Annotated in this window: 10 protein-coding genes; 2 read left to right on the top strand and 8 right to left on the bottom strand. The window is 47.6% G+C overall.

The annotated features are described in order from the left end of the window. Nucleotides 1-413: 413 nt before the first annotated feature. The gene (locus tag ICL16_RS11860) at nt 414-1,532 is read left to right on the top strand and encodes a glycoside hydrolase family 5 protein (RefSeq protein WP_190827706.1); all 1,119 of its coding nucleotides are present in this window, start codon (nt 414-416) and stop codon (nt 1,530-1,532) included. 93 nt (nt 1,533-1,625) lie between these two features. Here the strand turns inward: ICL16_RS11860 and ICL16_RS11855 are convergent, their stop codons facing one another. The 6 genes from ICL16_RS11855 to ICL16_RS11830 form a co-directional block, all read right to left on the bottom strand. Next, the gene (locus ICL16_RS11855) at nt 1,626-4,832 is read right to left on the bottom strand and encodes an efflux RND transporter permease subunit (RefSeq protein WP_190827704.1); all 3,207 of its coding nucleotides are present in this window, start codon (nt 4,830-4,832) and stop codon (nt 1,626-1,628) included. 7 nt (nt 4,833-4,839) lie between these two features. Continuing rightward, entirely contained in the window at nt 4,840-6,180 is a 1,341-nt protein-coding gene (locus ICL16_RS11850) for an efflux RND transporter periplasmic adaptor subunit (RefSeq protein ID WP_190827703.1), read from the bottom strand. A 292-nt stretch (nt 6,181-6,472) separates the two neighbouring features. Next, nucleotides 6,473-8,626 carry a xanthine dehydrogenase family protein molybdopterin-binding subunit gene (locus ICL16_RS11845; protein WP_190827701.1) on the bottom strand — a complete coding sequence of 718 codons (2,154 nt, stop codon included), beginning with the start codon at nt 8,624-8,626 and terminating at the stop codon, nt 6,473-6,475. 139 nt (nt 8,627-8,765) lie between these two features. Further along, nucleotides 8,766-10,913 carry a xanthine dehydrogenase family protein molybdopterin-binding subunit gene (locus tag ICL16_RS11840; protein ID WP_190827699.1) on the bottom strand — a complete coding sequence of 716 codons (2,148 nt, stop codon included), beginning with the start codon at nt 10,911-10,913 and terminating at the stop codon, nt 8,766-8,768. Nucleotides 10,914-10,947: 34 nt separating this feature from the next. After that, nucleotides 10,948-11,955, bottom strand: a complete 1,008-nt coding sequence (locus ICL16_RS11835) for an FAD binding domain-containing protein (RefSeq protein WP_190827696.1) — start codon at nt 11,953-11,955, stop codon at nt 10,948-10,950. Between the two features lie 3 nt (nt 11,956-11,958). Continuing rightward, nucleotides 11,959-12,705, bottom strand: a complete 747-nt coding sequence (locus ICL16_RS11830) for a 2Fe-2S iron-sulfur cluster-binding protein (RefSeq protein WP_190827694.1) — start codon at nt 12,703-12,705, stop codon at nt 11,959-11,961. 126 nt (nt 12,706-12,831) lie between these two features. Between ICL16_RS11830 and ICL16_RS11825 the strand changes: the two genes are divergently transcribed. Continuing rightward, the gene (locus ICL16_RS11825; RefSeq protein WP_190827692.1) at nt 12,832-13,425 is read left to right on the top strand and encodes a TetR/AcrR family transcriptional regulator; all 594 of its coding nucleotides are present in this window, start codon (nt 12,832-12,834) and stop codon (nt 13,423-13,425) included. A 2-nt stretch (nt 13,426-13,427) separates the two neighbouring features. Here the strand turns inward: ICL16_RS11825 and ICL16_RS11820 are convergent, their stop codons facing one another. Together ICL16_RS11820 and ICL16_RS11815 are read right to left on the bottom strand one after the other, a co-directional pair. Beyond that, nucleotides 13,428-14,045 (bottom strand): SAM-dependent methyltransferase, encoded by a 618-nt coding sequence (locus ICL16_RS11820; RefSeq protein ID WP_190827690.1) that lies wholly within the window; start codon nt 14,043-14,045, stop codon nt 13,428-13,430. After that, nucleotides 14,042-15,385, bottom strand: a complete 1,344-nt coding sequence (locus tag ICL16_RS11815; protein WP_190827688.1) for an APC family permease — start codon at nt 15,383-15,385, stop codon at nt 14,042-14,044. Before ICL16_RS11815 ends, ICL16_RS11820 begins: the two co-directional genes overlap by 4 nt. Nucleotides 15,386-15,398: the final 13 nt, after the last annotated feature.

The following is a 15,398-nucleotide window of genomic DNA, read 5'->3' as shown; positions in this document are numbered from 1 at the left end:
AGCAATGCGATTTTGGCACATTTTACTTTTATTATCAGTAAAATTCGTGTATTGATAATCAAGAGAGCAAAACTACTTTTTTGAGTGTTTTTACCGATGCTACAGTTTGTAAAAAGTTCTTAAAGTATCGTTATAAGTTTGCTCTCACTTTTTCGCGGTGCTTCCAACACAAGTTTGTTTTAGTACGTGATTAACACTTTAATTTCGTTTCTCGTACAGACAAAAATTAAGCACAAGTGTGCTTAGAAAGATTTTTTCTTCCCAACCAGAGTGTGATACCAGCGGTGTATTAACTTTAAACCGTTATCAAAGAGTGTTGATTTAGATACTGAATCAACTTTCTTTGAGGCATCTTTGCCTAGCTAATTCTGTAATTTTTTCAACGTTAAGTTCCCTTTTTTGGTTTTGTCAGCATGACTATCAACACAAACCTCAAACCCTTTAAGCGTTCTTCTCGAATCTTTTTCCTGTTAACCTTTTTCTTGACTCTGTTGTTATCTGTTAGTGGAGGATTTCATTTTGACAAGGTAGAAGCACAGACTACAGGATTTAGTGTCAAAGGTACTCAGATTTTCGACCCTGAGCAAAAATCTTTTATACCTCTTGGAGCTAATCTCGTCGGGTGGAACTATTATGGATGGGATACTGAAGCTCAGAGCACTTTGCAAGATGTGGATAAAGTTGAAAAAGTCTGGAATTTTAACATTATCCGTGCCAGTGCAGGCTTGAAAGAACAGGTATGGGAAGGCAGAACTTATTCCACCAAAACTTGGCAAAACAATAGACAGGAAGCGCTGTCAGCTTTGGATAAAATTGTTGATACTTACACAAAACGAAAAATTGTGGTGATGCTGGAGGCTCATGATTGGACATGCGAATTCCCAAAAGGCAACGATATTAACCTTCTCAAAGATTTTTGGTTCACCTTAGCTAAACGCTACAACAATAATCCTTATGTCTGGTTCAATCTTCTCAATGAACCTGGATTCACCCCAGGAAGAGTTGAGCCTGAATGGATAACTACTCATCAGCAACTGATTAAGACGATTCGTACAGATGCAAAGGCTAACAATATCATTGTTGTCGATGGTACTCAGTGCGGACAAGACGCGGGAATCTGGGGAACAGAATCAATTCCCGAACAAAACAGTGCTATCCTGTCGCACGGTAAAGAGTTAAAGCAGTTCGATGGCAAAGTATTCCCAAATATAGTTTTCAGTCTGCATATGTACGATCAGTGGGGATATCAAGGTCAGAGAATGGATAGCAAATTATCTGATTATCTTGATAGAGTTCATGCCAAAGGACACGCGATCTTAATTGGTGAAGTAGGCGATCGCGGTCAAGGTGATACCAATCATCGTGAAACTACAGGAACAGCCTTTCGGGTTGCCCCACAAAAAGGAGTAGGGATACTTGCATGGCATTTTCAACCTAAAGATGGATTTAGTTTGGTCAAAGATCGCAACGCTGAACCATCTCCTAGCAATCTCACCCCAGGCTTCGGACAATATTTCTGGGATGCGAGATAGTAGTCGTCAGGCGTAGAGACGCTCCGCCGGAGCGTCTGTACAGGAGGCCCCTCGTTCCCTTACAGAATCAGGGAACGAGGCGTAGCAGCGAGATCACTTGCTAGATAAATTTACCAACTCGTCACTCACGTGAGATTCTTGAACGTTGTCAAAAGGTATAGTTTGTTTCGGTGGTTTGCGTCCAGAAAAGTCACGTAACAAACCCATGAGGGCAGGAACTACTGTGGGAGTGAGCAAGGTGGAGAATGCTAGTCCGCCGGTGAGGACAATACCTAATCCTTGGTAAAGTTCAGCACCTTGTCCCGGCACTACTGCCAAAGGTAGCATCCCTAGTACGCTGGTTCCAGCAGACATGAAGATCGCACGTAGGCGATCGCCTGTCGCATTATACAACGATGCATCGTATTCCTGTCCTTCTTGCTGGAGTTGCAATGCCCGATCTACTAGCAAAATAGCATTGTTCACTACCACACCTGTCAAAATGATAAATCCCAATGCTGTAATCATATCCAAGGGAACTACCATACCAGGAATCCGATTAGCAATTACCAAGCTCAACAATGCGCCACTCATACCCATTGGCACAGTTGCCATAATCACGATTGGGTAAATAAACGAGCGATACAAAGCGATCAGCAACAAGTAGGTAATGAAAATCGATAATGCAAATGCCGTCGCCAACTGTAACACCGTTTCTGCCAAGCGATCAGCAGTTCCAGCAAGTTCTATTCTATACCCCGCAGGCAAACTTGCCTGTAGTGGAGCCAAAATCTCATTTTGTGTCTGTTGTACCAGTTTACCAAGCGGAGCATCTGGTGCTAAGGAAGTTGTCAAGGTGATTGATCGCTCTAAATCAACGTGATTGATTACATCTGCACCAGTAGTTTCACGTACTTCAGCTACATCAGCAAGTTGTACCTGCTGTCTTTGATTAGTGTAAAGAGGAAGTTGGCGTAACTGTTCTGGAGTTTTCACAAAAGTATTTTGTAGTTCTACGGAAACATCCAGTTCCTCTTTACCATCAATGAAATCTGAAGCGATGCGTCCACCCAAAGCAGCTTCTACCATTGTTCCCACTTCTGCTTCTGACAAACCAGCCTCTGTCAGTCGTTCTCGATTCGGAATCACTTGCAGTTCCGCTGCTCCCATGACAAAATTTGAGCGCACATTACGCACACCAGGGAGTTGTCGCAGTTTCTCGGTGATTTGCCGCTCTAGTGTACTCAACTGCTGCAAGTCTTCACCAACAATATCAATGTCAAATTCTTTACCAGGGTCACGAAAGATGGAAACGCGATTGGGAACCATAAAACGGTAACCAGCAAAGTTATTACTTTGTTGCCGCATCCTGTCAATCATCTCCGAAAGTCCATTGGTTGTGGCAAACTCTGACTTGAGGATGGCAGCGATTCCTCGTAATCCACCAGGGCGATCAACATACATCACTCGATCAATCTCTGGTTGCGATCGCAAGAATTGCCGAACTGGTTCTGACTGACGAATTGCTTCGCTAAAGCTGGTTCCTGGCATTGGTTCCGCTCGCCACAGTACTAAGTTACGATTTCCCTCCGGCAGATAATCTGCTGGTGGTAGCAGAAAAATGCTCACAATTAACAAAGCAACAGGAATAGATAATATAAATAGTCTGCGCCCAAAACGCTTGCGTCCTAACGACCAACGCACGGTATTAGCTAAAGTTGTCTCTAGTTTATCTTGAAAAAATCGAAAGACTTGAGAAGTTTTAGCAACAGAACGCTCCAACCAATTGCCACCCCGGTACTCACCTCCAGAAAGCATTTGCGTTGCTTCTTCTTGCTTGAGGAACAACCCAGATAGCATCGGCACTAAAGTTATGGCAGCAAACAAAGAAAACAACGAGGAAGAGGATAGAGCGATCGCCATATCAGCAAATAACTGTCCCGCCTCACCTTGCACTAACACCAGTGGCACAAACACCACCACGTTAGTCAAAGTTGAACCCAGCATAGCTCCCCAAACTTCTTCAGTACCTTCAATCGCCGCTTTTACCGGATTCTTACCCTGCTGTAAATGGGTAAAAACATTCTCAATTACCACGATAGCGTTATCTACTACCATGCCCACAGCAAACGCCAGCCCTGCAAGACTGATGATATTCAGCGTTCTGCCGAAGAACGCCATGACAATAAATACCATGATTAAAGTGGTGGGGATGGTGATGGCAACTACTGCCACTGTCCGCATCGAGCCAAGAAACAGCACCAACACTGCGGTTGCTAACAGAGCACCACTAACTAAGTTACCTTGCACCAACTCTATAGATTGGTTAATGTAGTTACTTTCATCATAGTTATAAACAAAGCGAATTCCTTCCCCCGCACGGTCAAACTGTTGCTCTAGTTCGGCAACTGCTGCCCGCAATCCCTTCGCAACTTCCGGGACATTCGCTCCAATTTGGCGAATCACACCAACGGCAACTGTCGGTACATCATTAAATACAAGGGAACTATCTTGAGGTTTACGCCCCATCTGCACCTGAGCGACATCGCGCAAGTAAACTGTACCCGCTTGATCTCGACGCAAGACAAATCCCTGGATTTGTTCTACATTCTGCGCTCGACTGATAGTGCGCACGCGATACTCTCTTCTACCCAATTCTAATGGACCACCTCGGATGTCGCGATTGTTTTCTCTCAACACCCGCACTACATCACCAATTGTCAGGTTGCGATCTGAGAGAGCTTTGGGATCGACTCGTACTTCTACTTCCCGTTCCCTTCCCCCTGGAACAGTAAATTGCCCTACTCCTTCCACTCGGCGGAATCTGGGCAAAATAACCTCTTCAACCAAATCACGGTAGTGATCGGGGTTACTTTGGAAGCCTGGTTTTGGCGTCAGAACAACCCACATCATGGGGGAACTATTGCCGCCTACTAGTTCCACAGAAGATTCCTGCGCTTCTTCCGGCAAATCTTCCACCTGCTGGAGTCGATTGAGTACGTCTACCAAACGCTCGTTGACATCGCTGTCCCAATTGAATTCTAGGGTAATAGCACTTCTACCAGCACGAGAAGTACTGCTGATTTCTTGCACCCCTAAGACTTCTTCCATTTGCTCTTCAATCGGGCGCGTAATTAAATCTTCTACTTCTGTTGGACCTGCGCCTGGGTATGTTGTGGTAATGGTAATTTCGGGGCGATCGCCTCCTGGTTGCAGTTCTAAGGGCAGTCTCAATAGTGACATTACGCCAAATAATGCCAACAGGCAAAACAAAACAAAGGTACCGTGTCGCCAACGAACAGCCGTTTTGATCAGACTCATTGTTTGATTACCGATTAACTACTTTTACAGATGCGCCATTAGTCAAGCCGTCTCCACCGCGCAACACAATCGATTGACCTGCTCGTAACTGTGGATTGTAAATTGCGACTTTTTCTCCCATATCAGCTACTAGTTCTACCTTTTGTTGCTGGACTTTGCCATTAGCTACGGTAAATATGAGCCACTGATTTTGTCTTTGAGTTAAAGTATCACGGGAGACTACAAAGCTCTGTGTATTCGCGGCTATCTCTAAATTGCCTGTAATTGCCATTCCTGGAAGTAAGCCTTGGGGTGGGTTGTCCAGCCTTACCCGTACCCTTTGTCGTCTTGATGTAGCTTCTGCTGCCGGAACTACACCTGTAATCGTAGCACGTCCATTCCACTGAGGCAGAGCGCGAGCCGTCAATGCTACTGATTGTCCCGGTTGAATTCTACCACTGAGGTTTTCTGGTAGTTCAAGAAAAATGTCGAGGTTATTGCCACTAATTGTAGTGACAACCGGATTAGCTGTTTGTACGTAATCACCAGGACTGACTTGTCGAACTTGCACGACTCCATCAGATAATGCGCGAATGCGAGTCCGACGCAGTGAAAGCTCAGCTTGATTTACTGCTGAAAGTGCAGCGGCAACATTTGCTCTTTGGGCATCAATTTCTTCACGGGTGGGACCGGCTTGTGCCTCTGCTAATTGTGCCTCTGCTGCCAAGCGATCGCCTCTGGCATCATCCAATGCTGCTCTGGCTTCCACCAGCACTCTTCGCGAAAGGGCACCTTGTGCAACCAAGTTACTAGTACGCTTGAGGTTATCGGCAGCTTCTTGCTCTCTGGCTATAGCAGATTGTACTGTAGCTTGACGCTGGGCGATGATTTCTCGGCGAGTGCCAACTTCTAACCGTGCTAGGTTACTGCGCTCTTGGGCTAATCTTGCCTTTGCTTGTGCAACGGCTAGTTTTTGATCTGCATCGTCTAATATGGCAATAGTTGTGCCTGTGGTGACGCGATCGCCCGGTTGTACCAAAATCTGTTGTACAATACCCGCAGTTTGACTGCGAATTGTCGCTTGTTCTCTGCTTTCCACTTGACCTAGCAATTGGATGCGCCGGACACCCCTACCAGCGGTCAATGTTGTAGTTTCAATTGGCTTTGGTGGTGGTGTTTGCGCCGCAACTGGCTTAGGCGTCTGTTGCCCAGGAGAGAACCAACGCCACAAGGTAATGCTACCACCCGTTAGCAATAACACTAGTAGCATCCACAACCAGTGCTTTTTGGAACGAGCAGATTTTGAGTTGGATTGTACAGAATTATCCAATCGATCTTCCTGGTCGGATTTGGTATCAAAGGTATTCATGACTTACAACTATCACCATATTTTTATTATTTACGATACGTTTCGTTTAGTCAAGAATAAACTCAGCCTCTTGGATTATATTGGACAATTAACATCAGAAAATAGTTCATTGTCATTCTACTAACTAAATATGACGGAATAGTGACAGACACTAACAGAAAAATTTGTTCCGCACCTGATTAAAAGCTATCAGCAGTTTATTAAATAATTCCTAACCTATTATTTTGCTTGTTTTCATTTTGCATATTTTCGTCTACCTCTTTTATTGAAGAATCTTTTGATTTTCTGATTTCTACAGCAGCTGATCGGGCGTAATAGGTAGATCGCGGATGCGCTTGCCCGTCGCGTTAAAAACCGCGTTGGCGATCGCCGCTGCCGCGCCGACGATACCGATCTCACCAACACCTTTCGCACCGAGCGGATTAGCGATTTCGTCCGGTTCGTCGAGCCACAACGCTTCAATGCGTGTGATGTCGGCAAAAGTCGGGACGTGATAATCGTTTAAATCGGCGTGAATCCATTTGCCGTTGCGTGCATCGAGCAGGTTGTATTCCATCAAAGCCATGCCGATGCCCCAGACAATGCTGCTGACGAACTGGCTGTGTGCGAGCTTCGGGTTGATAATTCGCCCACAGTTGTAAACGCTCGTAAAACGGCGCACCGTCACCGTGCCGATAACAGCATCAACCGCCACTTCGCAAAAATGCGCTCCGTAAGAATCCATCGCGTATTTCTTTTTCTTTTCCGCGTCGGGTTTCGCTTCGGCACGCGCCTCGACGAATTTGCGGTTCGATTTTTTCAAAACGGTGGCGTAATCAGCAGCGTTTTCGTTTCCGGCGAGAGCGGCGACTTGCGCTTTGGCCTGTTCGCAGGCTTTTTTGATCGCCGTTCCGACCCACATCGTTGCGGTTGAACCGCCGGTCATCGGTGCAGGTGGCAAACTCGAATCGGCATATTCAAACTTGATTTTTTCGTAACCGACGCCGAGTGCGTCCGCCGCGATTTGTCTGGCGGAAGTTGAGATGCCGTTGCCGAAATCGTGGGTCGAGCTTTGAACGACAACGCGCCCATCCGCGTAAATTCGGCAACTCGCTTCGGTCGGATTGCCTTTGAGCGGGTAAACTGACGCGGCGAAACCGTAGCCGATCAGATTATTTCCTTCTCGCCGCGCCTCAGCCTGGACATTTCGTTTTGACCAACCGAACGCCTCCGCCCCCTTGTCGATACACTGAATCAAACGGCGGCAGGAAAATTCCTTATTCGTCACGGGTTCTTTTGCCGGTTCGTTGATTCGTCGCAATTCAAGCGGATCAATTTTTAACTTAAAGGCAAGTTCGTCCATCGCCGACTCCAGCGCAAACATTCCCGACGCTTCGCCCGGTGCCCGCATCGGTGCTGGCTGCGCGACATTTAGATAAACAATTCTTTGGGCGAGTTTTCGGTGCGGCGCGGCGTAAAGCCCGTGCGTTTGAATGGTGAACGGTTCGACAAAGGGATCGGTCGCCGAGCAACTCGACTCGCCTTCGTGGATAATCGCCGTCAGTTTCCCGTCTTTTCCTGCGCCTAGTGCGACGCGCTGCCTGGTTTCGGGACGATGCCCACTGGTTTCAGTCATTTGGCGGCGCGTTAGGACGAGTTTCACCGGACGATTAACTTGTTTCGCGCACATTGCCACGAGCGCGACGTGCGGGCGAACCATTCCTTTACTGCCGAACGCCCCGCCGACAAACTCGGCACGAACACGAACTTTCTCCTCCACCAAATCGAACGACTGCGCGAGCATTCGCTTGACACCCTGCACGAATCTCGTCGTATCGTAAACGACAAGTTCATCGCCGCGCCATTCCGCCGAGGTTGACTGCATCTCCATCGCGTGATGGTTTTCGAGCGGCGTGTGATAAATCTCGTCAATTTTAATTGCCGCCGTTTTCAGCGCGTTTTCGGGATCACCCTCAATCGTCGTCGGCGGTTCACCCCAAAGCGATTCGGGGACGACGGCGTTTTTAATATTTTTCAAAAAATCAACGGCGGGAGGGTCTTCAATGTATTCTATTTTAACGAGCGCGGCGGCATACCGCGCCTGCTCATAAGTTTCGGCGACGACCGCTGCGATCGCTTGTCCGCGAAAAAAGATTTCGTTCGACTGTAGCGGCAGTACACTCGTCGCCGTGTTCGTCGGTTTCTCGACTTTTTTACCAGGATCGAAGATGTCAGCGGGCTTTTTAATCCGCATTGCGTTTTCGTGGGTTAAAACCATTAGCACCCCGCCTGCGGATTCAGCGGCTTTCGTTTCAATTTTCAAGATTTTGCCTTTGGCGATCTTGCTACCGACAAAAACCGCATAAGCCATTTTCGCTATGGGAATTTCCGCCGAATATCTTGCGGCTCCGGTAACTTTCAACAGCGCATCGGCACGCACAATTTCTTTTCCAACGACATTGGTCATGACACTTATAATAATTTGTCGAGTGTGATGGGCAATTCTTGCATTTGAAACTCCTTGTCATTTTACAAATCGGCTTTTGCTGCCTTTCAGCGCCGTTTGCAAAGCGTGCACGATCATGTGCGTTTCTCAAAGATTTTTGTCAAATCAATTTATCGGGCGTGAGCGGCAAATCTCTCAGACGTTTCCCGGTCGCGTTGAAAACCGCGTTGGCGATCGCCGCCGCGACACTCGTAATGCCGAGTTCGCCGATGCCTTTAACGCCCAAACGATTGACGATTTTATCTTCTTCGTTGATGAAAATCGTTTCGACTGTACCAATATCCAGATTAACCGGGACGTGATAATCAGCCAGCGTGCGCGTCGTGAAATTGCCGTAACGTGCGTCGAGGGTGGATTCTTCGGTGAGTGCCTGTCCGATGCCCCAGACGATACCGCCGATGACTTGCGATGCGGCGGTTTTTGGATTCAAAATTCTTCCAGCCGCTGCCGCCATGAGAAAGCGCGGAATTTTGACGATTCCTAAAGATTCGTCAACCCAGACTTCACAGAAATTCGCGCCAAAGCTGAAATGCGCGTATTTGGCAAACTCGGCAGAAGGCTTTTCAGTCACCTCAGCTTGAAATTCGTTAATATTGCCCGCCGTCATTAACTCGGCAATGGTTGGGGCTTTGACGAAATTGACTTTTATCTGTGCCTGTAAATCGGTTTTCGCTTTTTCACAAGCCGCATAAGCCGCGTTTGAAAAACAGCCCGCGCCCCAAGAACCACCCGAACCGGGAGTTGGCGGTAAACTCGAATCGCCAATTACAACTTCGATTTTTTCGATGGGCAAACCCAAACTTTCCGCTGCTGCCTGCGCAATAATCGTGTAGCTGCCCGTACCGATGTCGGTTGCACCCATTTCGATCACGGCTTTGACATCATTGTTTTTTCTAGTTAATTTCACCCGCGCCGACGTTTCCCGAAACGGCGCACCGCGAGAGACGCCTGCCATGCCATAACCGACTAGCCATCTGCCTTGTTTGTTTGAGCGCGGCGCAAATTTTCGCTTGCTCCAACCGAATTTTTCCGCGCCCACTTTCATCGCCTCAATTAGCGATCGCGATGCCCAGGGTTTGCCGTTTTCGGGATTTTTCGCTGGTTCGTTTTTCAAACGGAACTCAATTGGGTCAAGCTGCAATTTATACGCGAGTTCGTCCATCGCCGATTCCAACGCGAAACTACCCGGAGCCTCGCCTGGTGCGCGAGTCCAGCGCGGAACTTGAACGTTGAGCGGAAAAACGCGGTGCGTCACAAGTGAATTTGGTGCGTCATACATCATCCGCGTCATCACTCCCGACTGCTCGACAAACTCCTCGTCAACCGACGTATGCGTGACGGTTTCGTGGGCGATTGCCGTCAATTTTCCGTCTTTCGACGCGCCGAGCCGCATCTTTTGGCGATTAATTTGCCGCAAACCGACATTCGTCTGCATCATCTGGCGCGTCAGCACGATTTTGACTGGGCGTTGAGTGACTTGCGCCGCCATCACCGCCAGAATGATGTGAGCGCCCGCCGCAATTTTCGAGCCGAAACCGCCGCCAATAAAGGGCGCAAACACACGAATGTTTTCCTTGGGAATTTGGAACGTGTTGGCGACAGCTTGTTTCGGGTTTTCAACCATCTGCGTTGAATCATAAAGCGTCAATTTGCCATTTTCCCAAACCGCGATCGTCGAGTGCGCTTCCATCGGATGATGATGCTCAATCGGTGTCTGGTAAGTTTCTTCGAGTGTAAAATCTGCCGTTTTCAAAGCCGTTTCGACATCGCCTTTCTGTGTATCGGTAGGATAACCGGCGTTAATAATTGGCGGCTTATAGGCTTTCGGTAAATTTTCGTCAAAATCAACCAGCGGTTTTTCAGTTTCGTAAACGACTTTGACAAGTTGCGCTGCGCTGCGCGCTTGCTCATAGGTTTCGGCAACCACCACGCCGATGTATTGTCCGAATTGATAAATGCGCGTGTCCTGTAAAATTGGGATTGATCGCGTCGCCCGATTTTGCGGCGTTACTGGTTCGGGGCGCGGCGCTAGTTTCAAGGCATTTTTATGCGTAATGACGGCGAGAACTCCGGCAGATTTTTCCGCCACGCTTGTGTCAATATCCTTAATTTTTCCCGCTGCAATCGTGCTTTGCACTGGAAAACCGTAAGTGACGTTTTTCACCGGAAATTCCGCTGCGTATTTCGCCTGTCCGGTTACTTTTAAAAACCCGTCAACACGATCAATTGGTTTGCTAATCTCTGCCATTTTTATTATTTCCCCACATTGAAAATTTTGGACATCATGCGCTACCGCCGTTGAGCGCTTGAGTCAAAGCGCGGACAATCATTCGGTTTCCCAGTTCGACTTTGAATTTATTATGTTCGAGGGGTTTCGCCTGTTTCATTTCCGCATCCGCCGCCGCCTTGAAATTTGCTTCTGTCGCTGCTTTTCCGGCTAAGAATTTCTCTGCCACCAATGCCCGCCACGGTTTGTGCGCTACGCCGCCCATCGCCAATCGCACCTGTTTGATGCGATCGCCATCAGTTTCGAGCGCGGCGGCAACACTGACCAAAGCGAAAGCGTAACTGGCGCGATCGCGGACTTTGAGGTAGTATGATTTCGCGGCGAAGTTGTTCTGCGGCAGTTCGATCGCCGTAATCAACTCGCCATGTTCGAGCGTGTTGTCTTTTTCGGGATTGCTTCCGGGCAGGCGGTGATAATCGGTAAAGGCGATCATGCGCTGTCTACCATCTTGACGCTGTACCTGCACGATCGCATCCAGCGCTGCGAGTGCGATCGCCATATCACTTGGGTATACTGCGACACACTGTTCTGACCAGCCAAAGATTGCGTGATAGCGGTTGATACCTTCTATTGCACCACACCCACTGCCTGGAGTGCGTTTGTTACACGGCATTGCTGTATCGTAAAAATACGGACAGCGCGTGCGCTGATTGAGATTGCCGCCGTTGGTTGCCATATTGCGAATCTGCCCGCTTGCACCTGCTAGAATCGCCTGCGTCAAAAGCGGGTAGTTTTGCCGCACAAGGGGATGATTTGCCGTATCAGAGTTTTTCGCTAACGCTCCGATTGACAAATTGCCGCGAAGAGCGCCATCTGCGATGGTTCTGATTTGCGTCAGGTTCAGGCGCGTGATGTCCACCAATTCGACGGGACGCGCCACATCTTCCTTCATCAGGTCGATCAGGTTGGTGCCGCCCGCCAGAAATTGTGAATTCGCGTTTGCCGAAACGGTTTGTACGGCAGCGTCCGCGTTACTCGCTTTCGTATATTTAAAGGATCTCATAATTTATGCCACCTCACCTGTTTCCGTCGTTATTTCCGGCTGGTCGAAAATTGCTGTCTCGTTTTCACCCGCAAACTGCCATGTCTGCGCCTGCGCCTTGCCGGTGTAAACTTCTCGGATCGCCGCGACGATGTTCGGATATGCACCGCAGCGACAGATGTTGCCCGACATTCTTTCTCTAATCTCGTCGTCCGAGAGTTCCACCGGGCGCGGTTTTTGCCGCACGTTCGCTGTGACATAGCTTGCCTCGCCGTTTTTCGCTTCATTAAGAACAGCAACAGCCGAGCAAATCTGACCGGGCGTGCAATAACCGCACTGAAAACCGTCGTGTTTGATAAACGCCGTCTGCATCGGATGCAGATCGTTACCTCGCGCCAAACCCTCAATTGTCGTCACTTCTGTGCCTTCGCACGTCACCGCGAGTGTCAAGCAGGACAACACTCGCCGCCCATCAACGAGCACCGTACATGCACCGCACTGTCCATGATCGCAGCCTTTTTTCGAGCCTGTCAGCCCGATATTTTCGCGTAGTGCATCAAGTAACGTCACACGCGGGTCGATTTTTAGTGGGTACTTCTTACTGTTGATTGAAAGTGTGACATCAACGCTCTCATCCAGCGCTGATGCTGCTGTAGGCGACTGAACGCGAGTTTGTGCAAGGATTTTATTGCTAAAATCTCCGACAACAGTTGTTACCGTACCTGCTATTACTAGTTGACCAAATCTTCGTCGTTTTACTCTCAGTTTCATACTCAAAACAGATGTGCTAGATAAAACTAGTATGGGTTGAAAGTTTTCCAAATTTACTACACAGTTTAATTATAAACAATACGTATCGTAATATATAATAAAAGAAAGTGCAAACAGTTTTTTGTGATGAAACAAAGTAATGTTGTATCGCCGGGGCGTCCCCGTTCTGTAGAGGCAGAACAGGCAATTTTGAATGCGACTTGGAAGTTGCTCATAGAGGGTACAGTGAGGGATTTGTCAATAGAGGCGATCGCACGAGCAGCTGGTGTGGGCAAAACCACGATTTATCGTTGGTGGCAAAGTAAAACAGCCGTGGTAATCGATGCCTTTTTAGCAAAAGTGACGAATGAAATTCCTTTTCCTGATAAGTCCTCAGCAACCGAAGCACTGACAGAACAAGTCATCTCCCTAGTTAAAGCATACAGTGGAGACTATGGTCGGATTGTGGCAGAAATAATTGCTGAAGGACAAGGGGATAAAGAAGCTTTAGAGAATTTTCGTCAAAGATTCCTTTTGCCACGACGCTTGGCAGCACGAGCAGTGATTGAGAAAGGTATTCAAAGTGGTGAGTTTGATCCGAACCTCGATGCCGAATTGGCAATGGATATTCTCTACGGTCCAATTTACTACCGATTGTTGATCGCTCACTTACCTCTAAATGAAGAATTTGCGCTCTCCCTATTAGAAAGAGCGTTGCGTTGTTTCCTCAAAAAGAGGTAAGATTAGCGCAAATTAGCTGGTATTTCTTTAGGGATAACCCAGTAGTAAATAGTAGAACCTTCCTTGGTTTTGACTGTACGATCTGGTTTCCAATTGCCCATGTCAAAGTCATGAGACACGATTCGAGTACCTGGTTTGAGTTGCTTAAACAGTCTTGGTCGTAGCTTGACGTTGAGTTCGGGCAATAAATAAAGTGTTACTACTGTAGCTTTGCTAATGTCAGTTTGGAATAAGTCTTGCTGGAAAAACTGCACACGATCAGTTACCCCAGCCTTTTTGGCATTTGCCCTGGCTTCATTAATCCTTTCTGGGTTAATATCTATACCAAAGCCTCTAGCACCATATCTTTGTGCTGCGGTAATTGGAATCCTTCCGTCACCGCTACCAAGATCGTAGATGATATCGTCTTTTGTGACTTTTGCCAGTGTGAGCATTTCATCTACGACTTGTTGGGGTGTTGGTACATACACAACATCAGGTTCACGTTGTGCTGTTTGAACTTCAGTTTGGGCTGGTGGAGTTTCGGCATTTGTCTGCGTTTGTGTGGTACATCCGGCAATTCCACTGGCAAAGCTGATAATTGCGATCGCTAACCCAATGAGTTTGAATTGATGAATCATTTTTCTGTCCTTTGATTGTTTTTGTCTAGTCGCCGTGCTATACCTAGCAACGGCACACCTGCTAACAAAACGAACACACCCACACTAGCTCCCCATCCTGTATAAGCAAGACTGGATTGCAACATGTAAAGGCAGAATGCACAAAATAACAGTGGTGTCAAGGGGTACAAGGGAACTTGGAATGGGCGCAGAACCGACGGTTCACGCATTCGTAAAACAAACAGCGATACCCCAGTGAGCAAAAAAAAGAACCAGAACACGGGTGTGGTGTAATCCACCATAGTTTCAAAGCCTCGCGGTGTCAGAGTACCTAACAACACTAGTACTAAAGAAATTCCACCCTGTACAAGCACGGCATTTGTTGGTGTACTGCGACGTTCGCTCCAGTGGCCCAGGAAGGCGAAGAAAGAAAAGTCCTGTCCTAGTGCATAGTTGGTACGAGCGCCTGTAAAAATTGTGGCATTGATTGAACATAAAGTTGCCACCACAACCAGTAAACTGATAAATACAGCACCAGGCTCACCAATGGTATGGCGCATCAAATCAGCAGCCACAGCTTGGGATGAAGCCATTGCCTCAATTCCTAAACCATGGATGTAAGCTAGGTTGACCAGTAAGAAAAGTACAGTGATTATACTGAGAGAGAATAACAGTGTACGTGACATATTTCGCTGCACATCCCGCAACTCAGCTGAAATGTAAGCGGCTTCATTCCAGCCACCGTAACTTAACAGTACGAAAATCATTGCCAAGCCTAAATTTTTGCTGGTTGTTGGTGGCGTGGATACCGTAGTATCAGGGCGTAGATTTGTAAAAGTCAACCCAACAACAATCACCAATAGCAAGCCTAGCACTTGGGCAACTGCCAACCAATTCTGCGTCCACTTGCTTTGTTTGATGCCAAGAATATTTAAGCCAGTCAATAGGGCGATCGCACCACCTGCGTATATGGATGAAGAATAGTTACCCAGCCGAAGTAGCTGCGAGGCATAGTCACCTAAAGCAAACGCCAAAACCGCAATTGAGCCTGTTTGAATCACCGTCATGCGTGCCCATGCGAACAAAAAAGCGACTCCTTGACCAAAGGCACGCTGAAAGTAATAATAGTTACCACCAGGATGAGGATATGCTGTTGCTAACTCTGCATAGCACACAGCACCAATTAATGAGCAACCACCACCTAATAACCAAGTGAGAAGTGCAACAAAAGCACTACCAGTATTGGCAACTACAATCGGTGGTGTTTCAAAAATCCCTGCACCGATGACAAGACCAATAATCAAGGCAACTACGTCTACGACTGACAGCGTTGCTTTTCTTGCAACTTTGGTGATGGTCATGCGTTCCCATAGG

The sequence above is a fragment of the Iningainema tapete BLCC-T55 genome, assembly GCF_014698965.1.
GTDB lineage: Bacteria > Cyanobacteriota > Cyanobacteriia > Cyanobacteriales > Nostocaceae > Iningainema > Iningainema tapete.
The sequence above is the reverse complement of the archived record's forward strand: the minus strand, read 5'-3'. Positions and strand labels throughout refer to the sequence as shown.

What these genes read in the sequence shown, in the direction of transcription:
- ICL16_RS11845 (WP_190827701.1), bottom strand. Translation starts at nt 8,626, where the DNA reads ATGACCAATGTCGTTGGAAAAGAAATTGTGCGTGCCGATGCGCTGTTG.
- ICL16_RS11825 (WP_190827692.1), top strand. Translation starts at nt 12,832, where the DNA reads ATGAAACAAAGTAATGTTGTATCGCCGGGGCGTCCCCGTTCTGTAGAG.
- ICL16_RS11860 (WP_190827706.1), top strand. Translation starts at nt 414, where the DNA reads ATGACTATCAACACAAACCTCAAACCCTTTAAGCGTTCTTCTCGAATC.
- ICL16_RS11850 (WP_190827703.1), bottom strand. Translation starts at nt 6,180, where the DNA reads ATGAATACCTTTGATACCAAATCCGACCAGGAAGATCGATTGGATAAT.
- ICL16_RS11840 (WP_190827699.1), bottom strand. Translation starts at nt 10,913, where the DNA reads ATGGCAGAGATTAGCAAACCAATTGATCGTGTTGACGGGTTTTTAAAA.
- ICL16_RS11820 (WP_190827690.1), bottom strand. Translation starts at nt 14,045, where the DNA reads ATGATTCATCAATTCAAACTCATTGGGTTAGCGATCGCAATTATCAGC.
- ICL16_RS11830 (WP_190827694.1), bottom strand. Translation starts at nt 12,705, where the DNA reads ATGAAACTGAGAGTAAAACGACGAAGATTTGGTCAACTAGTAATAGCA.
- ICL16_RS11835 (WP_190827696.1), bottom strand. Translation starts at nt 11,955, where the DNA reads ATGAGATCCTTTAAATATACGAAAGCGAGTAACGCGGACGCTGCCGTA.
- ICL16_RS11855 (WP_190827704.1), bottom strand. Translation starts at nt 4,832, where the DNA reads ATGAGTCTGATCAAAACGGCTGTTCGTTGGCGACACGGTACCTTTGTT.
- ICL16_RS11815 (WP_190827688.1), bottom strand. Translation starts at nt 15,385, where the DNA reads ATGACCATCACCAAAGTTGCAAGAAAAGCAACGCTGTCAGTCGTAGAC.